Raw genomic sequence first — 24,923 nt, 5'->3', positions numbered from 1 at the left:
CGCCTACTCCTAATGTCTTCTTAAATGCTCTGGATCAGTTGTTGTACAGATCGATGATGGCGCTGACCGCCTGGGTCTTGGCCTTGGAGGCATCGTTGCGAGCGTTCTCGATCTTGTTCAGATAGGCCTCGTCGACGTCGCCGGTGACGTACTTGCCGTCGAACACTGCGCAGTCGAAGCTCTCGATCTTGATCTTGCCGCCACCGACCGCCTCGATCAGGTCCGGCAGGTCCTGATAGATCAGCCAGTCGGCGCCGATCAGGTCAGCCACGTCCTGGGTCGAACGATTGTGAGCAATCAACTCGTGGGCACTTGGCATGTCGATGCCATAGACGTTCGGGTAACGAACCGCCGGCGCCGCGGAGCAGAAGTAGACGTTCTTCGCGCCGGCTTCACGGGCCATCTGGATGATCTGCTTGCAGGTGGTGCCGCGAACGATGGAGTCGTCCACCAGCATCACGTTCTTGCCGCGGAATTCCAGCTCGATGGCATTGAGCTTCTGGCGCACGGATTTTTTCCGCGCTGCCTGGCCCGGCATGATGAAGGTACGGCCGATGTAGCGGTTCTTGACGAAACCTTCGCGGAACTTGACCCCCAAGTGGTTGGCCAGCTCCAGCGCCGCGGTACGGCTGGTGTCCGGAATCGGAATCACCACGTCGATATCGTGCTCCGGACGCTCGCGCAGGATCTTCTCGGCCAGCTTCTCGCCCATGCGCAGGCGCGCCTTGTACACCGAAACGCCGTCGATGATCGAATCCGGGCGAGCCAGGTAGACGTGTTCGAAGATGCACGGAGTGAGCTGCGGGTTGGTCGCGCACTGACGGGTGTAAAGCTTGCCCTCTTCAGTGATGTAGACCGCCTCGCCCGGAGCCAGGTCGCGAATCAGGGTAAAGCCTAATACATCCAGGGAAACGCTTTCCGAGGCGATCATGTATTCCACGCCTTCGTCGGTATGACGCTGGCCGAAAACGATCGGACGGATGCCGTGAGGGTCGCGGAAACCGACGATACCGTAACCGGTGATCATGGCCACCACCGCATAACCACCGACACAGCGGTTGTGCACATCAGTCACTGCGGCAAACACGTCTTCCTCGGTCGGCTGCAGCTTGCCGCGCTGGGCCAGCTCGTGAGCGAACACGTTGAGCAGCACTTCGGAGTCGGAGTTGGTGTTGACGTGGCGCAGGTCGGACTCGTAGATCTCCTTGGCCAGCTGTTCAACATTGGTCAGGTTGCCGTTGTGCGCCAGGGTGATGCCATACGGCGAGTTGACGTAGAACGGCTGAGCCTCGGCAGAAGTCGAGCTGCCTGCGGTTGGATAACGCACATGACCGATACCCATGTGACCCACCAGGCGCTGCATGTGCCGTTGCTGGAACACATCACGCACCAGGCCATTGTCCTTGCGCAGGAATAACCGGCCATCATGGCTGGTCACGATACCGGCAGCGTCCTGGCCGCGGTGCTGGAGGACGGTTAGCGCGTCATACAGCGCCTGATTGACGTTCGACTTACCGACGATACCGACGATGCCACACATGCGACGCAACCCCTACTTAATGAAACTGAACTGAACCCATCTTACTGAGGCGTTTTGGCCGGTAAGAGGTGCTCCTTGAACGGTATTTCAGCGGGTACGCTGATACCGCTGGCCAGCCACTGACTGCTCCACCCCAGGATGAGGTTCTTGGACCAGTCTGCAACCAATAGAAATTGTGGCACCAGCCGCGACTGCTGCCACCAGGAATCCTGCTGTACCGGCCCCAGGCTCAAGAGCCCGACCGCCACGACCACCAGCAGCGCGCCACGCGCCGCGCCGAAGGCCATGCCGAGGAATCGATCGGTCCCGGAGAGGCCGGTGACACGAATCAATTCGCCGATGAGATAGTTGACCATTGCCCCCACCAGCAAGGTGGCGACAAACATGATTGCGCAACCCGCGATCACGCGAGCCGAGGGAGTTTCGATATAACCGCCGAGGTACTCGGACAGTGAGCCACCAAACATCCAGGCGACGACTCCTGCGATGATCCAGGTAAGCAACGACAAGGCTTCTTTGACGAAACCGCGGCTCAAGCTGATCAAAGCGGAGATGGCGATTATTGCAACGATCGCCCAGTCAACCCAGGTAAATGGCACAGTGCAGCCTACAGACGGATAAGGCGGCGCATTTTAACAGAGCGCTTGGCTGTCGGTAAGCTGCGATTCACTGTGCTTTTGAAATCAGCCAGATAGCCTCAACCACGCTCTGGCTGAAAGCGCACCACAAACCCCTTGAGGTTGTGCTGACGCCCCAGCAGGTCACGCAGACGGTCGGCCTCGGCACGCTCGATCAGCGGCCCGACGAAGACCCGGTTCTTGCCATCAGCGGAACGGATATAAGCGTTATAGCCTTGACTGCGCAGGGTTTTCTGCAGGTTTTCCGCACCTTCACGGCTCGACAGACTGGCCAGCTGCACCGACCAGCTGATCGACAGGCCATTGGCATCGATTCGGCTCTGACTGGTGTCAGGCTTGGCAGCGGCAATCGGCTGGGCCGGGGCTGGAGCCGGCACGGGCGCGGGTTTTGGCGCCGGCTTGCTCGCCGCAGGCGCCGGGGCAACCACCGGCGCACTCGGGGCAATCGGCATCGAGGGCGCAACCTGCTGCACCACTGGCTCCTCGACAGGCAACGGCTCCTGAGGCAACACCTTGGGCTCGGGCACCACCACAGGCTCAACCTGAACCTGAGGCATGGCCGAGGCTTGCGGCACAGGTGGTGCTTCAACCGCTACGTGGCGCTGCTCATCCTCGCGCGAGAACAGCATCGGCAGAAAGATCACCGCCAAGGCCACCAGCACCAGTGCTCCAACCATTCGCTGCTTGTAGACCTTATCCAGCATTGCCATGTGCAGCTTCCTCCGTGGAGCGCCGGGCGAGCCACTCGAGCGCCTCGGCGACACAATAAAAAGATCCGAACAGCAGAATTTCATCATCCGCGGTCGCTTGCTCGCATTGCGCTTCCAATGCCGCAGCAATACTGGCGTAGGACGCTACCGAAGCGCCAAGGTTCTCCAGTGCGGCCTGCAGATCCTGCACCGGGCGCGCCCTGGGCGAATCCAGCGGCGCCACGGCCCAGCTCTGGACCGAAGACTGCAGACACCCCACCACCCCCGGCAGATCCTTGTCCGCCAGCAGGCCAAATACCGCCAGGCGCCGACCGCTCAGCGGTCGACGTGCCAGGCGCTCGGCCAGATACTGCGCGGCATGGGGGTTGTGCCCCACATCCAGGAGCAGGTTCAGGCGCTTGCCCTGCCATTCGACCTGCCGACGATCCAGGCGTCCGGTGACTCGGGTCTGCTGCAACGCCGCGCCCATCTGTTCAGGCTGCCAGGGCAATCCGGTGAGCAGATAAGCCTGCAAGGCCAGCGCCGCGTTCTCCATCGGCAGATCAAGCAACGGCAGATCCCGCAGCTCGACCTGATTGCCCTGGGCATCCAGACCACGCCACTGCCAATGCTCTTCGGTCAGCGCCAGATCGAAATCCCGCCCCCGAAGGAAAAACGGACAACCCAGCTCCCTGGCCTTATCCAGCAGCGGCTGCGGCGGATTCAGGTCGCCGCACAGCGCCGGAGCGCCCGGACGGAAAATCCCGGCCTTTTCGAAGGCCACGGATTCACGGGAATCACCGAGGTACTCGATATGATCGACTCCGATGCTGGTGACCAGCGCCAGGTCGGCATCCACCAGGTTGACCGTATCCAGACGACCACCCAGACCGACCTCCAGCACCACAGCATCCAGCGCCGCCTGCTGGAACAGCCAGAAGGCCGCCAGGGTGCCCATCTCGAAATAGGTCAGGGAAACTTCACCGCGCCCCGCTTCTACTGCAGCAAAGGCTTCGCACAACTGCTCGTCAGTAGCTTCAAGACCATTGACCTGCACCCGCTCGTTGTAACGCAGCAGGTGCGGCGAGCTGTAGACCCCCACCTGCAAGCCCTGGGCTCGCAACAGGGAGGCGACAAAGGCACAGGTCGAGCCCTTGCCGTTGGTTCCGGTCACCGTGATCACCCGAGGCGCCGGCTTGCCCAGCCCCATCCGCGACGCTACCTGCTGCGAGCGCGCCAAGCCCATATCGATGGCCGAGGGATGCAACTGCTCAAGGTAGGCGAGCCATTCGCCCAGGGTGCGCTGGATCATAGGTTGGCTGGAGCCGGTGGCACCACCATCGGCTCCACGGGAGCCGCGACGAATTCCGGCGTCGGCAGACCCATCAGTTGCGCCAGCAGGTTACCCAGACGCGGACGCAGCTCCTGACGGGCGATGATCATGTCGATCGCGCCGTGCTCCAGCAGGAACTCACTGCGCTGGAAGCCTTCCGGCAGTTTTTCACGCACGGTCTGTTCGATCACTCGCGGACCGGCGAAACCTACCAGGGCCTTAGGCTCGGCGACGATCACGTCACCCAGCATCGCCAGGCTGGCGGAAACGCCACCGTAGACCGGATCGGTCAGCACGGAGACGAAGGGAATACCCTCTTCACGCAGGCGCGCCAGCACCGCGGAAGTCTTGGCCATCTGCATCAGGGAAATCAGCGCTTCCTGCATCCGCGCACCACCGGAGGCGGAGAAGCAGATCATCGGGCAACGGTTTTCCAGGGCGTAGTTGGCCGCACGCACGAAACGCTCGCCGACGATCGCGCCCATGGAACCGCCCATGAAGGAGAACTCAAAGGCCGAGACCACCACCGGCATGCCCAGCAGGGTGCCGCTCATGGAAATCAGCGCGTCCTTCTCGCCGGTCTGCTTCTGTGCCGCAGTCAGACGATCCTTGTACTTCTTGCCGTCGCGGAACTTCAGGCGGTCCACCGGCTCCAGATCGGCGCCCAGTTCGGCACGACCCTCGGCGTCCAGGAAGATGTCGATGCGCGCACGTGCACCGATACGCATGTGGTGGTTGCACTTGGGGCAAACATCCAGGGTCTTTTCCAGCTCCGGACGATAAAGCACCGCCTCGCAGGACGGGCACTTGTGCCACAGACCTTCAGGCACCGAGCTTTTCTTCACCTCGGAACGCATGATCGAAGGGATCAGTTTGTCTACTAACCAGTTGCTCATGCTTTCTTTCTCCAGTACCGGCGGCCCGAACGCTCTGGTTCGCAACCCCGCGTATGCCCTTGAGCTAAATTCATGTGTGCGGCGATGTTCACTTCGCTACCGCGGTCAGCACCGGGCTCGACCTGCCTGCAACGAAACGTTCCTCAGCCATCCCGACAACCCGCGATAGAGCGGTTGCCACTCGATTCCGGCACCGCCTTAAGGCGACGCCTGCCTGTTTTGTACAGTGGTGTTATGGACGGCGGCAGACTGCCAGCCGTCACATCGACTCACTGCTGCGACGCACGGCCTGCATAAATGCCTGAATCTTGGCCGGATCCTTGATGCCCTTGCCCTGCTCGACTCCGCCACTGACATCCACCGCATAAGGACGAACCTGGGCAATGGCCTGGGCAACATTCTCTGCATTGAGGCCGCCAGCCAGGATGATCGGCTTGCTCACTTCCCGCGGAACCAGGGACCAGTCAAAAGCCTCGCCAGTTCCCCCCGGCACGCCCTCGACATAGGTATCCAGCAAAATCCCACTGGCGTGCGGGTATGCCCGGCAGGCCGCAGCAATATCATCTCCAGCCTTGACTCGCAGCGCCTTGATATAGGGACGGTGATAGCCGTCGCAGTCGGCCGCCGATTCATCGCCGTGAAACTGCAGCAGATCCAGCGGCACCGCATCGAGGATCTCCCCCAGCTCGCAGCGACTGGCATTGACGAACAGCCCGACCGTGGTCACGAATGGCGGCAAGGCGGCGATGATCGCCCGCGCCTGCTGCACAGACACGGCCCGCGGACTTTTGGCATAGAACACCAGACCGATGGCGTCGGCCCCCGCCGCCACGGCCGCCAACGCGTCTTCTATGCGGGTAATCCCGCAAATCTTGCTGCGAACAGCTGACATGTCGTGTGAACCTCGGGGGCAAATTCGGAAAGTTCCGGATGGTAGCAAATGCTTTTCCGGGCGTCAGCCGTCAAGTTCAGGCCAACCGGTGAGGAAATGGGGCCCGATATAGCGCTCCGGCAGCGCAAACTCGTCCTTGTACTCGACCTGAACCAGGTACAGACCAAAGGGATGAGCAGTGACCCCGCCCGCGCGACGGGCCCGACTCTCCAGCACTTCCCGTGCCCACTCCACCGGGCGCTCGCCGGCGCCAATGGTCATCAAGACCCCGGCAATATTACGCACCATGTGATGCAGGAAGGCACTGGCACGAATATCCAGGACGATCATCTTGCCGTGCCGGGTCACCCGCAGGTGATGAATCTCCTTGATCGGCGACTTAGCCTGGCACTGCCCGGCCCGAAAGGCGCTGAAATCATGGGTACCCAGCAGGAACTGCGCGGCCTGGGCCATGCGCTCGGTGTCCAGGGGCCGGTGATTCCAGGTGACTTCTTCATTGAGATGGGCCGGGCGGATCTGATCGTTGTAGATCACATAGCGATAGCGCCGGGCGATGGCCTTGAACCGCGCATGGAAATGCGCGGGCATTTCCTGGGCCCAACTGACGCTGATGTCATGGGGCAGGTTGATATTGGCCCCCATGACCCACGCTTTCATCGAACGCACGGCCTGGGTATCGAAATGCACCACCTGACCACAGGCATGCACACCGGCATCAGTGCGCCCCGCACAGGACACCAGCACCGGAGAGTCCGCGACCCGGGACAAGGCCTTCTCCAGAGTTTCCTGGACGCTGGGCACGCCAGAAGCCTGGCGCTGCCAACCGCGATAGCGCGACCCCTTGTATTCAACACCCAGAGCAATGCGGGAAAAGCCTTCGGCTGCCATTTCGGCGGCCGGGTTATCTATATTTGCCAAGAACTTACAGCCTGCTGATATGCGCAAAGGCGCTCATTATAAGGCTGCCGGGTGCAGACGCCATGCACGGCCACGGTTTAGTTGAAGATTGAGCGCAGCGATCGCCATTTCATTGCCCCGCCTGGTTCAGGCCCGCGCGAAGAGAGCAACGCCCCGCCCGGACAAAGCGCTCCGACGCGAACACCCCGAAAAATCGACACCAACAAAAACGGCAGCCTCATCGGCTGCCGTTCTGGTCAAGCGGGATCCGGCTTCAGGCCAGTCGCGCCAGCATTTCCTGGGCTTCACTCTTCTGCCCTTCACTGCCTTCGCTGAGCACTTCGCCAAGGATGTCCCGCGCGCCGTCGTTGTCACCCATATCGATGTAGGCCTGGGCCAGATCGAGCTTGGTGGCCACTTCATCGCTGCCGGAAAGGAAGTCGAAGTCGGCCTCCTCAGGCGCCGCCGCTGCATCTTCAGCCGTGAAACTCGGCCCGGCCGGCTCAGGCTGATCCAGACTCTGAGCCAGACGATCCAGCTCCGCGTTGACATCATCCAGCTCGGAAGCGAACGCATCCTTGGGTTCGCTGGCCGCATCCATCTCATCGGCCAGGGACAGATCGAAGTCTGCGGACAAGTCCAGATCGTCCAGAGCCGCCTCCGTAACGGTGGGCACATCGCCGGCCGGCACATCCTTGAGGTCGTCCTCAAGGCTCAGCAGGAAATCCTCATCGTTCTGGGTCGCTGCGGGCAGATCAGCCCCCAGGTCCAGATCGAAGTCGCCAAGATCATCCAGGCTTTCCTGAGCGGCGGTCTGCTGCTCCAGGACCGAGCCGAAACTCAGGTCATCATCCAGCGGGAAGTCTTCCAGCTCGATCGCCGGCTCGGACGGCTCGGACGCCACGACCGCAGGCGAAGCCGCCTCAAGATCGTCCAGGCTCAGGTCGAAATCCGCATCCAGCCCTTCGACAGGCGCAGCAGGCTCAGGCGCCTGCGGCTCGTCCAGCAGCTCCTTGACGTACTGGGCATCCAGCTCCGCGGCAACAGCGGCCGTCGCCAGACCGGCAGCTGCAGCCACTGCGACCATCGCCGGGAAACGGCTTTTGAGTTGCTCGACCTGGGCATGGTTATCGCCATTGGCCACCAGTTGCCGCTCCTCGGCGACGAAGGCGCTGCGATCACCCTGATGCGCGTAGACCTCCATCAACTTGAGGCGCAGATCACTGCGCTGCGGCTCCAGCTTGACCGCCTCTTCGAGCAGCGCTGCCGCCTGGTTCAGGCGGCCAGCGTCGATATGATTCTGTGCCTGCCCCAGCACGTCCGTGGTTCGCTCCACCGGCGCCGCCGGGATGGGCGCCACCACCGGAGCCGGTGCTGGAGCTGGAGCTGGAGCTGGAGCCAGCTTGACGCTTGGCGGTGGAACTTCAAGGCCTTCGAAACTGCCTTCCGGCAATTCCAGCTCCTCGGTGAAGTCATTGCTTTCCTCGGACAAGGCCCGCGCCATGCGCAGGTGCTTTTCCGCTTCCTGCTGGGCCTTGCGACGACGCGCAAGCAACAGCAACAGCAACAGCACGGCCACGACCGCCCCGCCACCTACCAGTCCCAGCAGGATCGGATTGGTCAGCAGATCGCCATATTTGTCTTCGTCGCTCTTGGCCGCCTCATCCACTGCCGGAGCGGCAGCCGGTTCGCTGACAGGCGCCGCAGGAACCACGGGAGCCACCACCGGGGCCGCCGCCTCAGGCTTGGCCACCAGCTCGGCCGGCATCGCCGGTGCGGGCTGAGCAGCCGGCGCCGCGCCCTCGGCCTGCAGCTTGGCCAACTGGTTATTCTTCAGCTCGATCAGACGCTGCAGCTTGTCCAGCTGACTCTGCAGATCCGCCATGCGGTCCTTGAGCTCGGCGTTGTCACGACGGGTCGCGTCGAGACTTTCCTGAGTCACCGCCAGCTTGTTGTTCAGCGCCTTGCTGTCGCCTGCCGCCCCCTTGCCTCGCGCCTTGCCGCTTTCCGCCGAGACCAGGCTCAAGTTGTCCTTGGTGTTGACCTGCTTGGGCGCCTTGTCGGCACCGGCACGACGGGTGGCGTCCACCTGCTGCTGACTGCGGGCACCGGCACGACGCCCCTGACGCCAGGCGGCGTTTTGCGCGGCCACTTCGGCAATGGCCTTGGGCTGCGCCAACGCTGTGCTCTGCACTACGTCAGGCAGACGCAGGACCTTGCCGGCCTTCAATCGATTGATGTTGCCGTCGATAAAGGCATCCGGGTTCAACGCCTGGATCGCGAGCATGGTTTGCTGGATCGACGCGCCATTGCGATTCTTCGCGGCGATTTCCCACAGCGTGTCACGGGCCGCCGTTTTGTATTGCGCGGGCTTGCTGGCTTTATTGCCACGGGTAACCGGGGCATTCACCGCCGGGCCTGCAACCGGAGCAGCCTGGGCGGCAGCTGCGGCTTGCGGGGAAAACTTCGAAGGATCCAGCAGCACGCTGTAATCGCGCAGCAGGCGGCCGTTGGGCCACATCACCTGCACCAGGAACTTGACCATCGGCTCAGACAGCGGCTGACTCGAAGTCACCCGCAGCACACTCTTGCCGCCGGGATTGAGAACGGGGGTAAAACTCAGATCATTGAGAAAGGCCTGACGATCGACGCCGGCCTTGGCGAACTCTTCTGCCGGGGCCAGGCTGGGCACCACTTCAGCGGCAGTCAGGTCCTTGATATCGAGCAATTCGATTTCAGCTACCAAAGGCTGGTTCAGACTCGACTTCAGGGTCAGCTCCCCAAGCCCAAGCGCCTGCGCCATACCGGAGGACAGCGCCGAGGCGGCCGCTATTGCTAACACCAGTTTGCGAACTTGAACCATAGCCTCATCCTTTGTTTGAACGTTCCTCGGCCAGCGAGAAGGTTTTGTAGCGGCTGCCATAAGGCACTGCGCGGAGGCCACGACCACCACGCGGGATTATTTTCTGCATGCCCCGGGAGCACCTGACGGCCACTCACCTCCAGCAACTTGCCAAGCATAGCGCCCGGCTAGATTCATTCTGCAAATTGTTGCCAAGTATCTTTTACAGCAGGTCTTTTATCAACAATTCAGCCAGTTGCACAGCGTTCAAGGCCGCGCCTTTGCGGACGTTGTCCGAGGTCAACCACAGATTCAGTTGCGCCGCATCATCGATGCCGGAACGAACCCGCCCCACATAGACTACGTCCTGGCCCACGGCGTCACCCACAGCGGTGGGATAATCACCGGCTTCCACCAGTTCCAGGCCCGGAGCGGCCTCCAGCGCGGCGTTTACCGCCGCCAGATCGACATCGGTGCCCGACTGCAGAGTCACGCTATAGCTATCGCCAAAAAACACCGGCGCTTGAATGCAAGTGACAGAAATCTTTAATAAAGGCTGCCCCAGTACTTCACGCAATTCCCTGACCAGACGTTTTTCCAGCAGGGTATGGCCCTGGGCATCCGGCGTGCCCACCTGGGCCAGCAGATTAAAGGCCACTTGGCGGTCGAAGAAGCGCGGCTCCAGCGGGCGCACATTCAACAACTCGGCAGTTTGCCGGGCCAGCTCACTGACGGCCTCACGCCCCTGGCTGGAGATCGCCAGGCTGGCGGTCAGGTTCACCCGCTGGATGTCCAGCAAGCCCTGCAAAGGCGCCAGAGCCACCGCCAATGCGGTGGCCGCGGCACTCGGACTGCTCAGTTGCACAGGCTTCTTCAGGCCGGCCAGCACCTGGGCATTGGCCTCAGGCACGACATTGGGCGCCTGGGTCGACGGCAAGGCACCGGCAAGGTCGATCACTGCGCAATTGGCCGCGGTGGCGCGGGGCGCAAAGCTCAGGGTTACCGCCGGACCTGCGGCAAAAAATGCCAGCTGCACCTTGCTGAAATCGAACTCGTCGACTTCACGCACACGCACGTTCTTGCCGCGAAACGGCACCGAATGACCGGCCGACTCGCTGCTGGCCAGCAGGTGCAGGTTGGCAATCGGGAAATCGCGCTCTTCGAGTACCTGCACCAGGGTTTCGCCAACGGTACCGGTGGCACCGATCACGGCAATATCAAAGGATGGAGTCATGGCGCTACCTCAGGTGAAACGGGGAGCGGCACTTTACCCGGCACGGGGTGACGAGGCAATTCGCCGGGGCCAGCGGCAGGAACAAGCCCCTTAGCCGGCCAGCCCGCCCCTGGGGAGGGAGGCATAAAAAAACCCGCGTCCTGGCTCGGGCGCGGGTTCTTTCAACCACTCAGTGGATCAACGCTCCAGGAGGATCCGCAGCATGCGCCGCAGCGGTTCGGCCGCGCCCCACAGCAGCTGGTCGCCCACGGTGAAGGCGCCCAGGAACTGCGAACCCATGTTCAGCTTGCGCAGACGGCCAACCGGGATGTTCAGGGTGCCGGTGACCTTGGTCGGGCTCAGCTCCTGCATGCTGATGTCACGCTGGTTCGGCACCAGCTTGACCCAGGGGTTGTGCTGGCTGATCAGCCCTTCGATATCGGCGATCGGCACATCCTTGTTGAGCTTGATGGTCAGCGCCTGGCTGTGGCAGCGCATGGCGCCGATGCGCACGCAGATGCCGTCCACCGGGATCGGGTTCTTGAAGCGACCGAGGATTTTGTTGGTCTCGGCCTGGGCTTTCCACTCTTCGCGGCTCTGGCCGTTGGGCAGTTCCTTGTCGATCCACGGAATCAGGCTGCCGGCCAGCGGCACGCCGAAGTTCTCGGTCGGGTAGGCATCGCTGCGCATGGCTTCGGCCACCTTGCGGTCGATGTCGAGGATGGCGCTGGCCGGGTTGGCCAGGTCATCGGCGACCGCCGCATGGGTCGCGCCCATCTGCTTGATCAGTTCACGCATGTTCTGCGCGCCGGCGCCGGAAGCCGCCTGATAGGTCATGGCGCTCATCCACTCCACCAGGCCGGCTTCGAACAGGCCGCCCAGGCCCATCAGCATCAGGCTGACGGTGCAGTTGCCGCCGATGTAGTTCTTGGTCCCGGCATCCAGCTGCTGGTCGATGACCTTGCGGTTCACCGGATCGAGGATGATCACCGCGTCATCCTGCATGCGCAGGCTGGAAGCGGCGTCAATCCAGTAGCCCTGCCAGCCGGCTTCGCGCAGCTTGGGGAAGACTTCACTGGTGTAGTCGCCACCCTGGCAGGTCAGAATCACGTCGAGGGTTTTCAACTCTTCAATGCTGTAGGCGTCCTTCAGCGGAGCAATGTCCTTGCCCACCGACGGCCCTTGGCCACCGACATTGGAAGTGGTGAAAAACACCGGTTCAATAAGATCGAAGTCCTGCTCTTCCAGCATCCGCTGCATGAGCACGGAACCGACCATACCGCGCCAACCGATCAGACCTACACGTTTCATCGCAACTACACCTTTACAAAAGTGGGCCACTGTCTATGCAGTGGGCCCGAAAGATTACAGATTCCGCAGCGCGGCGACTACTGCATCGCCCATTTCCTGCGTACCGACTTTGGTGCAACCGGCCGACCAGATATCGCCGGTGCGCAAACCCTGATCCAGCACCCGGCTCACCGCCTGCTCGATGGCGTCCGCCGCGTCGGTCAGGTTGAAGCTGTAGCGCAGCATCATCGACACCGAGAGGATGGTCGCCAGCGGGTTGGCAATGCCCTGCCCGGCAATGTCCGGCGCCGAACCGTGGCATGGCTCGTACATGCCCTTGTTGTTGGCATCCAGCGACGCCGACGGCAGCATGCCGATGGAGCCGGTGAGCATCGAGGCTTCGTCGGAAAGAATGTCGCCGAACATGTTGTCGGTGACGATCACGTCGAACTGCTTCGGCGCACGCACCAGTTGCATGGCGGCGTTATCGACATACATATGGCTCAGCTCGACATCCGGGTAGTCCTGGGCGACTTGCTCGACCACTTCACGCCACAGCTGGCTGGAGGCCAGGACGTTGGCCTTGTCCACCGAGCACAGCTTCTTGCCGCGCACACGGGCCATGTCGAACCCCACCCGGGCGATGCGGCGGATTTCACTCTCGCTGTAAGGCAGGGTGTCGTAGGACTGGCGCTCGCCGTTTTCCAGCTCGCGGGTGCCACGAGGGGCGCCGAAGTAAATGCCGCCGGTCAGCTCGCGAACGATGAGGATGTCCAGGCCGGAAACGATTTCCGGCTTCAGGCTCGAAGCATCCGCCAGTTGCGGATAGAGAATCGCCGGACGCAGGTTGCCGAACAGGCCCAGTTGCGCGCGGATCTTCAGCAGACCGCGCTCAGGACGAATGTCGCGCTCGATCTTGTCCCATTTCGGCCCGCCCACTGCGCCCAGCAACACGGCATCGGCGGCACGGGCACGGTCCAGGGTTTCGTCAGCCAGGGGCACACCGTGCTTATCGATGGCGGCGCCACCAATCACGTCGTGGCTCAGCTCAAAGCCCAGGTTGTACTTGTGGTTGGCCAACTCCAGCACCTTGACCGCCTCGGCCATGATTTCCGGACCAATACCGTCACCTGGGAGAATCAGAATCTGCTTGCTCATGCGTTCCTCGTTGGTTCTGTCGGCCGGCCCCTGGGCACAACCGGAAAAGTTCTATCGCTCGGCCCACAGCACCAGTACATCAGTACTGAACGAACCATCGGCCTCAATCTCAAAATATTCGCGCACTTCATTGCCCATCGCCTGCTGCAGCTCGCGGATCGCCACCCGCAGCGACTCAGGGGTGCGCATGCGCTCGACCCAGGAGTGGAACTCCAGGCGCAGCCGTTGCCGAACGGTACTGCGGGTATGCAGCCCCGCTTCACTGACCTGGCGCAGCCATTCACCCGCCGAATAATCGCGCACATGACTGGTATCACGCAGCACTTCGACGCTTTGCAGGTAAGTGTCCAGCAGCGGGCTGCCCGGCGACAAGACATCAATGAACGCCGCCACGCCACCGGGCTTCAAGACCCGACGCACTTCGCGCAGGGCCAGGCCCAGGTCGCTCCAGTGGTGGGCCGAGTAGCGACTGAAGACGAAATCGAACTCACCGTCGGCGAAGGGCAAGCCCTCGGCGGCCCCTTTCACGCAGCGGATGTTGTGCAGATTACGCTCCTGCGCGGCTGCCGACACCACGTCCAGCATCTGCTGGGAGAGGTCGTAGGCCACCACTTCCCTGACCAGCGGCGCGACATGGAAGCTGACATGACCGGCACCGCACCCCAGATCGAGGACCCGCGCCTGCTCCTGACCCGCCACCTCGGCCTGTAGCAGGGCGAATTCGGCGCCTTGAGCGTGCACGGCGCTGCTCAGGTAGGCCGCGGCCTGTTCACCGAATTGCTTCTGTACCACCTGACTGTGGGCGTTGCTGGTCATGCTGAGGTCCTTTTGATCCGAGGGAACGGCATTCGCTGGCAAGCCAGCTCCTGCGACACACCTGCGCAGGAGCCGGTTTGCTGGTGATCAGGCGTCGCGAAACAACCAGGGCTGACTGGCCCGGTGCTTGGCTTCAAAGGCGGCGATGGCGTCGCCGTCCTGCAAGGTCAGGCCGATATCGTCAAGACCGTTGAGCAGGCAGTGCTTGCGGAACGCGTCGATCTCGAACTTGAGCACCTTGCCGTCGGGACGGGTCACGGTCTGCGCTTCAAGGTCGATATGCAACTGATAGCCCGGGGTGGCTTCGACCTGCTGGAACAGCTCGTCGACTTCAGCGTCGCTGAGGATGATCGGCAGCAAGCCGTTCTTGAAGCTGTTGTTGAAGAAGATGTCGGCATAGCTCGGCGCGATGATGCTGCGGAAACCGTACTCTTCCAGGGCCCACGGCGCGTGCTCGCGACTGGAACCGCAGCCGAAGTTCTCCCGCGCCAGCAGCACGCTGGCGCCCTGGTAACGCTCGGCATTGAGGACGAAATCCTTGTTCAACGGGCGCTTGGAGTTGTCCTGGTAGGGCTGGCCCACGTCCAGGTAACGCCACTCGTCGAACAGGTTGGGGCCAAAGCCGGTGCGCTTGATCGACTTGAGGAACTGCTTGGGGATGATCTGGTCGGTGTCGACGTTGGCACGATCCAAAGGCGCGACCAAACCATTGTGCTGGGTGAAAGCTTTCATGCTGCGCTCCTTAGATCAATTCACGGACGTCGACGAAACGACCGCTGACAGCGGCGGCGGCGGCCATGGCCGGGCTCACCAGGTGGGTACGCCCACCCGCGCCCTGACGCCCCTCGAAGTTGCGGTTCGAGGTCGAGGCGCAATGCTCGCCGGACTCCAGGCGGTCAGGGTTCATCGCCAGGCACATCGAGCAACCCGGCTCGCGCCATTCAAAACCGGCTTCAAGGAAGATCTTGTCCAGGCCTTCCGACTCGGCCTGAGCCTTCACCAGGCCCGAACCCGGGACCACGATCGCCTGCTTGATGGTGGAAGCCACTTTGCGGCCCTTGGCAATGACTGCGGCGGCGCGCAAGTCTTCGATCCGCGAGTTGGTGCAGGAGCCGATGAACACCCGATCCAGTTGAATGTCGGTGATCGCCTGGTTGGCGCTCAAGCCCATGTATTTCAAGGCGCGGACGATGGAGTCGCGCTTGACCAGGTCCATTTCCTTGGCCGGGTCCGGCACGCGCTGATCCACGGCCAGGACCATCTCCGGCGAGGTGCCCCAGCTGACCTGCGGCTTGATCTGCGCAGCGTCGAGCTCGACCACGGTGTCGAATGTGGCGTCGGCATCCGACACCAGATCCTTCCAGGCCTCGACGGCCAAGTCCCATTCGGCGCCTTTAGGGGCGAATGGACGACCCTTGACGTAGGCCACGGTCTTTTCATCCGCCGCCACCAGGCCCACACGGGCACCGGCTTCGATGGACATGTTGCAGATGGTCATGCGGCCTTCGATGGACAGGTCGCGAATCGCGCTGCCGGCGAACTCGATGGCGTGGCCGTTGCCGCCGGCGGTGCCGATCTTGCCGATAACCGCCAGGACGATGTCCTTGGCAGTCACGCCGAAAGGCAAGGTGCCTTCCACGCGCACCAGCATGTTCTTCATCTTCTTGGCCACCAGGCACTGGGTGGCGAGCACGTGCTCCACCTCGGAGGTGCCGATACCGTGGGCCAGAGCGCCGAAAGCGCCGTGGGTGGAGGTGTGGGAGTCGCCGCAGACCACGGTCATGCCCGGCAAGGTGGCGCCCTGCTCCGGGCCGATGACGTGGACGATGCCCTGGCGCACGTCGTTCATCTTGAATTCGACAATGCCGTATTCGTCACAGTTGTCATCGAGGGTCTGCACCTGAAGACGGGAAACCTGGTCGGCAATCGCTTCGATCCCACCCTTGCGCTCGGGGGTGGTCGGTACGTTGTGGTCCGGGGTGGCGATGTTGGCATCGATGCGCCAAGGCTTGCGCCCGGCCAGACGCAGGCCTTCGAAAGCTTGTGGCGAGGTCACTTCATGGATGATGTGACGATCGATATAGATCAGCGCCGAACCATCGTCGCGCTGCTTGACCAAATGCGAATCCCAGAGCTTGTCGTAAAGCGTCTTACCGGCCATCGGACCATTCCTCATCAGCTTGTTTCTATGCCCCGGGCCCCGATCGTGAGCCGATCAATAACCCCTTGGCTTGTGAGGCTGATGCTATGGCGTTAGATTAAATAACTCAAATTCATATTTTTCATGCTTTGGATAACCAACCGGAATACAACCATGGACCTGGCCAACCTCAACGCCTTTATAGCCATCGCCGAAACCGGCAGCTTTTCCGGCGCCGGTGAACGCCTGCACCTGACCCAGCCCGCCATCAGCAAACGCATCGCCGGCCTGGAGCAGCAGCTCAATGTGCGGCTGTTCGACCGCCTGGGCCGGGAGGTCGGCCTGACCGAGGCCGGACGCGCCCTGCTGCCCCGGGCCTATCAGATCATCAACGTGCTGGACGACACCCGCCGCGCCCTGACCAACCTCAACGGCGAAGTCAGCGGGCGCCTGACCCTGGCCACCAGCCATCACATCGGCCTGCATCGCCTGCCGCCGCTGCTGCGAGCCTTTACCCGACGCTACCCGCAAGTGGCCCTGGACATTCAATTCCTCGATTCCGAGGTGGCCTACGAGGAAATCCTCCACGGCCGTGCCGAACTGGCGGTGATCACCCTGGCGCCGGAGCCCCACAGCCTGATCAAGGCGGCCGCCGTCTGGGACGACCCGCTGGATTTCGTCGCCGCCCCGGAGCATCCGTTGGTCAGCAACGGCCAGGTCAGCCTGGCGGATATTGCCTTGCACCCGGCGGTGTTTCCCGGCGGCAACACCTTCACCCACCATATTGTCCAACGCTTGTTCGAGGCCCAGGGCCTGACGCCGAACATCGCCATGAGCACTAACTATCTGGAAACTATAAAGATGATGGTGTCCATCGGCCTGGCCTGGAGCGTGCTGCCGCGTACCATGCTCGACGATCAGGTGGCACGCATTCCTTTACCGGGCATACAGCTGCGACGCCAGCTAGGCTATATCCTGCACACCGAACGGACGCTGTCGAATGCTGCGCGGGCTTTCATGGCCCTACTGGATGCACAAGTCGATTGGCCAGGGAACCCGGCATAGCTTTTCCGGGTAGCACCCGTGCCACGCCGCACCGCCATGAATACCCCGCGTGAAACGAATGACTCAGCTCAAGGCCTGACCCCCATGCCAAAACCCGCTGATCGTATTCCACCCATGCCGCGTATCCATGCCATCGACCCAAAGGAGTCGGAGCAGAGCTGGGAAAGCGCGCCACAGCTGCTTGCCGCCCTCAATGGGGCTCGGCTGGGGGCCTGGTATTGGGATATTGAAAGCGGGCAGATCAGTTGGTCACGGGGCACCCAGGCGCTGTTTGGCTTCGATCCGCGCCAACCCCTGCCGGAAAACCTCGAATACCTTGACCTGCTGCCCATCGAAGACCGGGCCAGGACCGTGCGCGCCTTTCATTCGGTGCTGGCGGGCGCCCCGCTGGAACAGGCCATGCACCACCGCATCCGCTGGCCCGACGGCAGCCTGCACTGGCTGGAAATCAACGGCAGCGTACTGCCGGACAAGCACGGCAAACCCCGAATGATCGGGGTGATCCGCGAGATCACCCACCAGCGTCAACGCGAAGAGGCCCTCAGCAACTCGGAAAAACGCTTCGCCACGCTGTTTCACCTGTGCCCCAACACGGTGCTGCTGACCCGCCTGGAAGATGGCCTGATCAGCGAGGCCAACCAGTACTTCGAAAGCCAGTTCGGCTGGCCCGCCGAACATGTGATCGGCCGCACCACCCTGGAAATCGGCCTGTGGGTCAATCCCGAGCAGCGCGCCCAACTGATCAAGGCCTTACAGAAGAAAGGCCAGGCCGCCAGCCTCGAAGTGCAGTTCCGCGCCAGCAACGGCCAGATCCACGACGGCATCCTCAGCGCGCAGAAGATCGAACTGGAAGGCAAGCCCTACCTGCTCAGCACCTTTCTCGACACCAGCGAGCGCAAAAGAGCCGAACAGGCCCTCAAGGACAGCCAGGAACGCCTCGACCTGGCCCTGGACTCGGCACAACTGGGCACCTGGGACTGGCACATTCCCAGCGGCATGCTGTACGGCTCGGCACGCGCCGCACAATTGCACGGCCTGGCGCCGGCGCCCTTCCACGAATCCTTCGAGGCATTTTTCGAGGGCGTGCCCACCGAAGAGCGCGACAGCATGCGCGATGCCTATCGCAGCCTGCGCGAGGGCCCGGCGGGCAACTACCAGCTGACCTACCGGGTGCAACTGGCGGACGGCAGCTCGCGCTACCTCGAAAGCCGCGCCCGCCTCTATCGCGACGAGTCGGGCAACCCCCTGCGCATGGCCGGAACGCTGCTGGACATTACCGAGCAGGTGGAGCGCGAACAGCGCCTGATCACCTCCGAGGAGAAATTCGCCAGTCTGTTCCAGGTCAGCCCGGACCCCATCTGCCTGACCCTGCTGGAAACCGGCCAGTTCATCGAGATCAATTCGAGCTTCACCCAGACCTTTGGCTGGACCCAGGACGACGTGATCAACCGCAGCGCCGAGCAGGTCGGCTTCTGGGAAGACCCCGCCCCACGGCTGCGGCGGATCGAACGGGTGATTCGCGAACAGGCGCTGAATAACGTGGCGGTGATGGTCAACCACAAGGACGGCCATTCGCTGACCTGCATCATTTCCAGCCGCCTGATTACCGTCGACAAACAGCCGTGCATCGTCACCACGCTGCGGGACATCACCCAGCAACAACGCTCCGAGGCCGCGCTCAAGGCCAGTGAGGAAAAATTCGCCAAGGCCTTCCACTCCAGCCCCGACGCCATCAGCATCACCGAGCGCGAAACCGGCCGCTATCTGGAGGTCAACGACGGCTTCTGCCGCCTGACCGGCTATCGCACCGATGAAGTGCTCGGCCACACCATGTACCAGGTCGGCATCTGGGCCGAAGAGGCCCAGCTCGCCACGCTGCTGGCTGAGCTCAGACTCAAGGGCCGAGTGCATCACCTGGAAATGCTCGGGCGAAACAAGCGCGGGGAGATCCTCACCCTTGAGGTTTCGGTGGAGCCGATCACCCTCAATGAAACCCCGTGCCTGCTGCTCACGGCCCGGGATGTCAGCCTGCTGAAGAATGCCCAGGCGCAGATCCGCCACCTGGCCTACCACGACCCTTTGACCAACCTGCCCAACCGCGCCCTGCTGATGGACCGCCTGAGCCAGCAGATCGCCCTGCTCAAGCGCCATAACCTGCGGGGCGCCCTGCTGTTCCTCGACCTGGACCACTTCAAGCACATCAACGATTCCCTGGGCCACCCGGTGGGCGACACCGTGCTGAAGATCATCACCGCCAGGCTGGAAGCCAGCGTGCGCATGGAGGACACCGTGGCGCGCCTGGGCGGCGACGAATTCGTGGTGCTGCTCAGCGGCCTGGAAGGCTCGCGCAACGAGGTCAGCGAACAGGTGCGGCACCTGGCGGGAACCCTGCGCGAACTGCTGTCGGAACCGATGTTCCTCGACGGCCAGCGCCTGCAGGTCACCCCCAGCATCGGCGTGGCGCTGATCCCCGATCACGGCTCGACCCCCACCGACCTGCTCAAGCGCGCCGACATTGCCCTTTATCGGGCCAAGGACTCCGGGCGCAACACCACGCAGATGTACCACAACACCATGCAGAAGGCCGCCAGCGAGCGCCTGCGCATGGAAACCGACCTGCGCCTGGCCCTGTCCCGTGGCGAATTCAGCGTGCACTTCCAGCCCCAGGTCGACGCCCGCGACAACCGCATCGTCGGCGCCGAGGCCCTGGTGCGCTGGCAGCACCCTGAACTGGGTGCCCAATCACCCACCGAATTCATCAAGGTCCTGGAGGACAGCGGGCTGATCCTTGAAGTCGGCACCTGGATTCTCGATGAAGCCTGCCTGGCCTTCAGCCAGTTGATCGACGAGGACCTGGTGGATCCTTATCACTTCAGCCTGTGCGTCAATATCAGTCCGCGACAGTTCCGCCAGACCGACTTTGTCGAACGAATCGAACACAGCCTGACGGAGTACGCCTTGCCCTCATCGCTGCTCAAGCTGGAAATCACCGAGGGCATCGTGATCCAGAACCTGGACGACACCATCAGCAAGATGCGCCGCCTGAAAAAGCTCGGCATCAGCTTCGCCATGGATGACTTCGGCACCGGCTACTCATCCCTGACCTACCTCAAGCGCCTGCCGGTGGACACCCTGAAGATCGACCAGTCCTTCGTCCGCGACGCCACCCACGACCCCAACGATGCGGAAATCATCCGCGCCATCGTCGCCATGGCCCGCAGCCTGAACCTGAAGGTCATCGCCGAAGGCGTGGAAACCCCGCAGCAACTGGAATTCCTCCAGGGACTGGATTGCCATCTGTACCAGGGCTACCTGCACAGCCGGCCGCTGCCTCTGAGCGAATTCAAGAAGCTGCTGAAATGACAGGCACGAAAAAGGGCGCCACCAGGGCGCCCTTCTTTTGCAGCGGTCTTAGTGTTGCAGAGCCGGCTGCTGCGCACCGTTGATCGGGATGCGCTTTGGCTTGGCCTCTTCCGGTACAACCCGCAGCAGGTCGATGTTCAACAGACCGTTGCTCAGGGCCGCGGCCTTGACCTCGATATGGTCGGCCAGACGGAAGGACAGCTTGAATGCACGCTGGGCAATGCCCTGGTGCAGGTAGGTGACACTTTCATTGGCGTCGCGCTTGCCACCGCTCACGGTCAACACACCTTTCTCCACTTGCAGCTCCAGGTCTTCTTCCTGGAAGCCGGCAGCCGCGATGACGATGCGGTATTGGTCGTCGGCGTGTTTTTCAACGTTGTAGGGTGGATAGCTGCTGCTCGGTTCGTTGCGCAACGCCGATTCGAACAGATCGTTGAAACGGTCGAAGCCAACAGAGGAACGGAACAGTGGAGCCAGGGAAAATGCAGTACTCATGGGTCTATCTCCTGATATTTCAGCGAGTGGTTATCTCCGCGACCCGAATTCGGCGTCGCGTACCCAAGAGATAAGGATCGTCCCTGGCATTTCAAGAGTGGTTTTTTGATTTTTTTACGCCGCTTCGCTGCGCGGCATGCCCAACAGGCGCCCCACCTGGTCCAGGTCGGTTTCCCGGCGCAGGGCGGTAAACAACTCCACCGCCTCCGGGTAGTTGCGGGTCAGCATGGCCAGCCACTGCTTGAGCCGCCCCGGCGCCGAACGCGGCGTCAGTTGCACCACCACCTGGGCCCAGAAGTCCTGGAGCAGAGGCTGCAGATCGGCCCAGGACATGGCCACCACCTCCTCGCCCGCCCGGGCAGCGGCGATCTGCCGTGCCAGGTCAGGACGCGAAACCAAGCCACGGCCGAGCATGATGTCCTCGACGCCACTGATCTCCCGGCAGCGCCGCCAATCCTCGACGCTCCAGATATCGCCGTTGGCGAACACCGGCACCTTGACCACCTCCTGGACCCGGGGAATCCACTCCCAGTGAGCCGGCGGCTTGTAGCCATCGACCTTGGTCCGGGCGTGAACCACGATATGTTCGGCGCCGCCCTCGGCCAACGCGGTCGCGCACACCAGCGAACCGTCCGGGCTGTCGAACCCCAGACGCATCTTTGCCGTGACCGGGATGTGCGCCGGCACCGCCCGCCGCACATGCTCGACGATCTGATTCAGCAGCTCCGGCTCCTTGAGCAGCACTGCCCCGCCCCGGGACTTGTTGACGGTCTTGGCCGGGCAACCGAAGTTCAGATCGATGACCTCACTGCCCAGCTCACAGGCCAGCGCGGCGTTCTCGGCCAGACACACCGGGTCCGAACCCAGCAATTGCACGCGCAACGGCACGCCGGCAGCGGTGTGCGCACCGTGCAGCAACTCGGGAGCGAGCTTGTGGAAATAGGCAGGCGTCAGCAGACGGTCGTTGACGCGGATGAACTCGGTGACACACCAGTCGATCCCGCCAACACCAGTCAACACATCCCGCAGAATGTTGTCGACCAACCCTTCCATGGGCGCCAGGGCAATTTGCATGAAACACACTCAACGAAGAAACGGGCGAAAAAACGGGCGCCAGTTTACTGGGTTTCGCCCTTGAGCAGGAGTTTTGTCGGGACTGGCGAGGCGCGAACCAGCGTTGGTGGGCGCCTTCGCCGGCAGGCCGCTGCCGACACTGGCATGGGCAGGCGTCAGGAGCCTTGCAGGGCCGGGCCGTAGCCTTCGAGGAACTCGGCGGGCATGCGCTTGGGCTTGCCGCTGGACAGCTCGATGCAGACAAAGGTGGTCTGCGCCCGCAGCAAGGTGCTGCCATCGCTCGGACGAATCAGCTGGAAACGCCGGGTCATCTTCAACCGCTGATCCCAATCGACGATCCAGGTGGCCAGCTGCAACTCATCCCCTTCGTAAGCGGCAGCCAGGTAGTCGATCTCGTGTCGCACCACGGCCATCGCCCGATCCAGCCGCCGATACTCCGCCAGGTCCAGCCCCAGGCGCTGGGAGTGCCGCCAGGCACAGCGCTCTAGCCACGAAACATAAACCGCATTGTTGGCGTGCCCCAGACCATCGATATCCTCGGCCGCCACCTGCAGATCAATGACGAATGGCGTTGCCAGATCCCAACTCATGCCCAACTCCCGGTCAGATTTTTTGACCGGCGCAGTGTAGCGGATGCTCAGGCAGATTGGCGCGCTTGCAGATGGCGCCCGGTGACCAGGGCCATCACCGCTTCGACCACCCGCGGATCAGCCAGCACCCGCTGATGACCGCCTTCGCTCAAGCGCAACAGGCGACTGTCGAACCAGGCTTGATGGATCAATTCCGACTCCTTGACCGACACGAAGCGATCATCCTCCGCGTGAACGATCAGACCGGGCATGTCCAGTTGGTACTGGGCCACATCCAGGCTGGCGGCGCGCATGCCGACTTTCTCCTCCACCTGACGAATAAAGGCCGAGCGCGCCCTGGGCGGCAAGCCCATGAAACGGGCAAAACCGCGCAACACCCCAAGGATGCGCGCAGGCGCGGCAATACTGACCAGGGTTTCGCTACGCAAGCCCAATTGCACGGCGAGCATGGCACTGGCACCGCCCATGGAATGGCCGATCACCGCCCGCAACGGCGGCAGCTCTGCCGCGGCCTCCAGCATCGCTCGGGCAAACAACACCACATTGGCCTCCTCCCCCGGAGAGCGGCCATGGGCCGGACCATCCAGCGCCACAGCGGTATAACCGGCCGCCACCAGCGCCTCGATCAGGCTGGCGAACTGCGTGGGCCGCCCTTCCCAGCCATGCATCAGCATGACCGTTGGTCCCTGCCCCCAACGCAAGGCGGAAAGCCCAAAGCGCAAGGTCAGGCGCTCGGCGCGCTCCAGCAGCGGCAGCTCCCATTCCCGCGGCGGCAGCTCGCGAGGCGTCATGAACAGCTGGCGCATCCGATTCGCCGCCCATTGAGGAGCCACCCAGCCAAGGGTGCCATTGACGCCACGAATCCAGCTCAATCCGCTCATCTCTCGCTACCTCGCAACCGAACTTCGGGTCATAGAATTGCCGACTTGGCGGCACGCAACAAACGATCGGACAACTCCCCCGGGCCCAGGGCCCGCGCCAGGGATAGCCCGCCCACCATCAACGCCATGTCCGCCAGGGCCTTGTCCATGTCCTCCGGGCAAGTGGCCAACTGCGCCACCATCAGCTCCATGTGTTCAGTCAAGGCTTTGCGAAAACTCTCGGGCAGCCGCCCAAATTCGCCCACGGACGCCGGAATCGGGCAAGCCTGCTCCGTGGAGTCGCGATGCTTGCGCGACAGGTAGAAAGCCGCCGTCAGCGCCCGGCGCTCTTCGCCACTGAGGCTTGAGTCCATCTCGTCGAGCAAAGCGCGGCGGTGGGAGAGCAACTGGGTAAAGGCTTCAAGCATCAACGCATCCTTGCTCTCAAAGTGCGCATAGAAGCCGCCCACGGTCAGCCCGGCCGCGCCCATCACCTCCCCCACACTGGGCTCTGCCGGGCCACGCTGAATCAGCGCGGAACTGGCGGCCTGGAGAATACGTTCGCGGGTTTGAGCTTTTTTATCGTTCATCGTTGCCTCCGAATATTACGGAAAAAATATTATACCCATAATAATTTTCCGCAAGTCGCCAGTGTAACCATCGGTCAGAAGTACAGGTTCAGGAAGAAAGCGCGAGCTGGCTGAGCGCCAGAAAAACAAAAGGGCCATTCAATAATTGAATGACCCTTAAAAATCCCGCAGAGCGGGTAATCGTGGCGTCCCCTAGGGGACTCGAACCCCTGTTACCGCCGTGAAAGGGCGGTGTCCTAGGCCACTAGACGAAGGGGACACAAACCTTCTGACAGCTGACCAGCGCTGAGTACTGGTCGATTCAAGGCCGGTGTGGCCAGGCCTTGAACTGTAAAGTTGGTGGAGCTAGACGGGATCGAACCGTCGACCTCTTGCATGCCATGCAAGCGCTCTCCCAGCTGAGCTATAGCCCCGCATTTTCGCCTCGCGGCGCAGCGACATCTTGCAACATCGCTTGTGTGAAACTGGCGTCCCCTAGGGGACTCGAACCCCTGTTACCGCCGTGAAAGGGCGGTGTCCTAGGCCACTAGACGAAGGGGACA

21 protein-coding genes and 3 tRNA genes are annotated in these 24,923 nt (G+C 62.4%); 2 read left to right on the top strand and 22 right to left on the bottom strand.

Features of this window, described 5'->3' with window-relative positions:
• Positions 1 to 34: 34 nt before the first annotated feature.
• The 14 genes from purF to leuC form a co-directional block, all read right to left on the bottom strand.
• Positions 35 to 1,540: an amidophosphoribosyltransferase gene (purF, locus tag GWQ44_RS29090; RefSeq protein ID WP_016968004.1), complete on the bottom strand. Its 1,506-nt coding sequence runs from the start codon at positions 1,538 to 1,540 to the stop codon at positions 35 to 37.
• Between the two features lie 41 nt (positions 1,541 to 1,581).
• A complete protein-coding gene (locus tag GWQ44_RS29085) occupies positions 1,582 to 2,139 on the bottom strand; it encodes a CvpA family protein (protein WP_016968003.1) in 558 nt (185 codons plus the stop codon).
• 98 nt (positions 2,140 to 2,237) lie between these two features.
• Positions 2,238 to 2,888, bottom strand: coding sequence for an SPOR domain-containing protein (locus GWQ44_RS29080; protein WP_016968002.1), 651 nt, complete (start codon positions 2,886 to 2,888; stop codon positions 2,238 to 2,240).
• A complete protein-coding gene (gene folC / locus GWQ44_RS29075) occupies positions 2,872 to 4,179 on the bottom strand; it encodes a bifunctional tetrahydrofolate synthase/dihydrofolate synthase (RefSeq protein ID WP_275928914.1) in 1,308 nt (435 codons plus the stop codon). Before folC ends, GWQ44_RS29080 begins: the two co-directional genes overlap by 17 nt.
• A complete protein-coding gene (gene accD / locus GWQ44_RS29070) occupies positions 4,176 to 5,096 on the bottom strand; it encodes an acetyl-CoA carboxylase, carboxyltransferase subunit beta (protein ID WP_016967999.1) in 921 nt (306 codons plus the stop codon). The genes folC and accD overlap by 4 nt, the downstream gene beginning before the upstream one ends.
• Positions 5,097 to 5,355: 259 nt before the next feature.
• Positions 5,356 to 5,988, bottom strand: a complete 633-nt coding sequence (locus GWQ44_RS29065) for a phosphoribosylanthranilate isomerase (protein WP_047303118.1) — start codon at positions 5,986 to 5,988, stop codon at positions 5,356 to 5,358.
• Positions 5,989 to 6,051: 63 nt separating this feature from the next.
• Complete coding sequence (truA, locus tag GWQ44_RS29060; RefSeq protein WP_253130689.1) at positions 6,052 to 6,876, bottom strand: tRNA pseudouridine(38-40) synthase TruA; 825 nt, start codon at positions 6,874 to 6,876, stop codon at positions 6,052 to 6,054.
• A 283-nt stretch (positions 6,877 to 7,159) separates the two neighbouring features.
• The gene (locus GWQ44_RS29055) at positions 7,160 to 9,748 is read right to left on the bottom strand and encodes a FimV/HubP family polar landmark protein (RefSeq protein ID WP_275928913.1); all 2,589 of its coding nucleotides are present in this window, start codon (positions 9,746 to 9,748) and stop codon (positions 7,160 to 7,162) included.
• Between the two features lie 202 nt (positions 9,749 to 9,950).
• Positions 9,951 to 10,961, bottom strand: coding sequence for an aspartate-semialdehyde dehydrogenase (locus GWQ44_RS29050; RefSeq protein WP_016967991.1), 1,011 nt, complete (start codon positions 10,959 to 10,961; stop codon positions 9,951 to 9,953).
• 177 nt (positions 10,962 to 11,138) lie between these two features.
• Entirely contained in the window at positions 11,139 to 12,251 is a 1,113-nt protein-coding gene (gene asd, locus GWQ44_RS29045; protein WP_047303115.1) for an aspartate-semialdehyde dehydrogenase, read from the bottom strand.
• Positions 12,252 to 12,305: 54 nt separating this feature from the next.
• Positions 12,306 to 13,388 (bottom strand): 3-isopropylmalate dehydrogenase, encoded by a 1,083-nt coding sequence (leuB, locus tag GWQ44_RS29040; RefSeq protein ID WP_103742364.1) that lies wholly within the window; start codon positions 13,386 to 13,388, stop codon positions 12,306 to 12,308.
• A gap of 51 nt (positions 13,389 to 13,439) precedes the next feature.
• Positions 13,440 to 14,204, bottom strand: a complete 765-nt coding sequence (locus GWQ44_RS29035; protein WP_275928912.1) for a class I SAM-dependent methyltransferase — start codon at positions 14,202 to 14,204, stop codon at positions 13,440 to 13,442.
• Positions 14,205 to 14,291: 87 nt separating this feature from the next.
• Entirely contained in the window at positions 14,292 to 14,936 is a 645-nt protein-coding gene (gene leuD / locus GWQ44_RS29030) for a 3-isopropylmalate dehydratase small subunit (protein WP_016967984.1), read from the bottom strand.
• A 10-nt stretch (positions 14,937 to 14,946) separates the two neighbouring features.
• The gene (leuC, locus tag GWQ44_RS29025) at positions 14,947 to 16,365 is read right to left on the bottom strand and encodes a 3-isopropylmalate dehydratase large subunit (protein ID WP_047303110.1); all 1,419 of its coding nucleotides are present in this window, start codon (positions 16,363 to 16,365) and stop codon (positions 14,947 to 14,949) included.
• Between the two features lie 153 nt (positions 16,366 to 16,518).
• On the opposite strand from leuC, the gene GWQ44_RS29020 reads away from it, so the two are divergent.
• Together GWQ44_RS29020 and GWQ44_RS29015 are read left to right on the top strand one after the other, a co-directional pair.
• Positions 16,519 to 17,409, top strand: a complete 891-nt coding sequence (locus tag GWQ44_RS29020) for a LysR family transcriptional regulator (RefSeq protein ID WP_016967981.1) — start codon at positions 16,519 to 16,521, stop codon at positions 17,407 to 17,409.
• Positions 17,410 to 17,493: 84 nt separating this feature from the next.
• Positions 17,494 to 20,772 (top strand): EAL domain-containing protein, encoded by a 3,279-nt coding sequence (locus tag GWQ44_RS29015; protein ID WP_016967978.1) that lies wholly within the window; start codon positions 17,494 to 17,496, stop codon positions 20,770 to 20,772.
• Positions 20,773 to 20,820: 48 nt separating this feature from the next.
• Here GWQ44_RS29015 and GWQ44_RS29010 read toward each other — a convergent pair whose 3' ends face one another.
• From GWQ44_RS29010 to GWQ44_RS28975, 8 genes are all read right to left on the bottom strand, one after another.
• The gene (locus GWQ44_RS29010; RefSeq protein WP_047303107.1) at positions 20,821 to 21,267 is read right to left on the bottom strand and encodes an Hsp20 family protein; all 447 of its coding nucleotides are present in this window, start codon (positions 21,265 to 21,267) and stop codon (positions 20,821 to 20,823) included.
• A gap of 114 nt (positions 21,268 to 21,381) precedes the next feature.
• Positions 21,382 to 22,341: a tRNA-dihydrouridine synthase gene (locus GWQ44_RS29005; protein ID WP_275928911.1), complete on the bottom strand. Its 960-nt coding sequence runs from the start codon at positions 22,339 to 22,341 to the stop codon at positions 21,382 to 21,384.
• A gap of 155 nt (positions 22,342 to 22,496) precedes the next feature.
• Positions 22,497 to 22,931 carry a thioesterase family protein gene (locus tag GWQ44_RS29000; protein ID WP_199010375.1) on the bottom strand — a complete coding sequence of 145 codons (435 nt, stop codon included), beginning with the start codon at positions 22,929 to 22,931 and terminating at the stop codon, positions 22,497 to 22,499.
• Positions 22,932 to 22,978: 47 nt separating this feature from the next.
• Positions 22,979 to 23,812 carry an alpha/beta fold hydrolase gene (locus GWQ44_RS28995; RefSeq protein ID WP_016967971.1) on the bottom strand — a complete coding sequence of 278 codons (834 nt, stop codon included), beginning with the start codon at positions 23,810 to 23,812 and terminating at the stop codon, positions 22,979 to 22,981.
• 29 nt (positions 23,813 to 23,841) lie between these two features.
• Positions 23,842 to 24,381 (bottom strand): TetR/AcrR family transcriptional regulator, encoded by a 540-nt coding sequence (locus GWQ44_RS28990; RefSeq protein ID WP_016967969.1) that lies wholly within the window; start codon positions 24,379 to 24,381, stop codon positions 23,842 to 23,844.
• A gap of 183 nt (positions 24,382 to 24,564) precedes the next feature.
• Positions 24,565 to 24,640 (bottom strand) — tRNA-Glu (locus GWQ44_RS28985).
• A 78-nt stretch (positions 24,641 to 24,718) separates the two neighbouring features.
• A tRNA-Ala gene (locus GWQ44_RS28980) sits at positions 24,719 to 24,794 on the bottom strand.
• A 52-nt stretch (positions 24,795 to 24,846) separates the two neighbouring features.
• A tRNA-Glu gene (locus tag GWQ44_RS28975) sits at positions 24,847 to 24,922 on the bottom strand.
• Position 24,923: the final 1 nt, after the last annotated feature.

Source organism: Pseudomonas sp. 3MA1 (assembly GCF_029237275.1).
In the GTDB taxonomy this organism is placed as follows: Bacteria; Pseudomonadota; Gammaproteobacteria; order Pseudomonadales; family Pseudomonadaceae; genus Aquipseudomonas; species Aquipseudomonas fluorescens_AP.
The sequence above is the reverse complement of the archived record's forward strand: the minus strand, read 5'-3'. Positions and strand labels throughout refer to the sequence as shown.

Coding starts and splice junctions, on each gene's coding strand:
- purF (WP_016968004.1), bottom strand. CDS start 1,540: ATGTGTGGCATCGTCGGTATCGTCGGTAAGTCGAACGTCAATCAGGCG.
- GWQ44_RS29080 (WP_016968002.1), bottom strand. CDS start 2,888: ATGGCAATGCTGGATAAGGTCTACAAGCAGCGAATGGTTGGAGCACTG.
- folC (WP_275928914.1), bottom strand. CDS start 4,179: ATGATCCAGCGCACCCTGGGCGAATGGCTCGCCTACCTTGAGCAGTTG.
- accD (WP_016967999.1), bottom strand. CDS start 5,096: ATGAGCAACTGGTTAGTAGACAAACTGATCCCTTCGATCATGCGTTCC.
- GWQ44_RS29065 (WP_047303118.1), bottom strand. CDS start 5,988: ATGTCAGCTGTTCGCAGCAAGATTTGCGGGATTACCCGCATAGAAGAC.
- truA (WP_253130689.1), bottom strand. CDS start 6,876: ATGGCAGCCGAAGGCTTTTCCCGCATTGCTCTGGGTGTTGAATACAAG.
- GWQ44_RS29055 (WP_275928913.1), bottom strand. CDS start 9,748: ATGGTTCAAGTTCGCAAACTGGTGTTAGCAATAGCGGCCGCCTCGGCG.
- GWQ44_RS29050 (WP_016967991.1), bottom strand. CDS start 10,961: ATGACTCCATCCTTTGATATTGCCGTGATCGGTGCCACCGGTACCGTT.
- asd (WP_047303115.1), bottom strand. CDS start 12,251: ATGAAACGTGTAGGTCTGATCGGTTGGCGCGGTATGGTCGGTTCCGTG.
- leuB (WP_103742364.1), bottom strand. CDS start 13,388: ATGAGCAAGCAGATTCTGATTCTCCCAGGTGACGGTATTGGTCCGGAA.
- GWQ44_RS29035 (WP_275928912.1), bottom strand. CDS start 14,204: ATGACCAGCAACGCCCACAGTCAGGTGGTACAGAAGCAATTCGGTGAA.
- leuD (WP_016967984.1), bottom strand. CDS start 14,936: ATGAAAGCTTTCACCCAGCACAATGGTTTGGTCGCGCCTTTGGATCGT.
- leuC (WP_047303110.1), bottom strand. CDS start 16,365: ATGGCCGGTAAGACGCTTTACGACAAGCTCTGGGATTCGCATTTGGTC.
- GWQ44_RS29020 (WP_016967981.1), top strand. CDS start 16,519: ATGGACCTGGCCAACCTCAACGCCTTTATAGCCATCGCCGAAACCGGC.
- GWQ44_RS29015 (WP_016967978.1), top strand. CDS start 17,494: ATGCCAAAACCCGCTGATCGTATTCCACCCATGCCGCGTATCCATGCC.
- GWQ44_RS29010 (WP_047303107.1), bottom strand. CDS start 21,267: ATGAGTACTGCATTTTCCCTGGCTCCACTGTTCCGTTCCTCTGTTGGC.
- GWQ44_RS29005 (WP_275928911.1), bottom strand. CDS start 22,341: ATGCAAATTGCCCTGGCGCCCATGGAAGGGTTGGTCGACAACATTCTG.
- GWQ44_RS29000 (WP_199010375.1), bottom strand. CDS start 22,931: ATGAGTTGGGATCTGGCAACGCCATTCGTCATTGATCTGCAGGTGGCG.
- GWQ44_RS28995 (WP_016967971.1), bottom strand. CDS start 23,812: ATGAGCGGATTGAGCTGGATTCGTGGCGTCAATGGCACCCTTGGCTGG.
- GWQ44_RS28990 (WP_016967969.1), bottom strand. CDS start 24,381: ATGAACGATAAAAAAGCTCAAACCCGCGAACGTATTCTCCAGGCCGCC.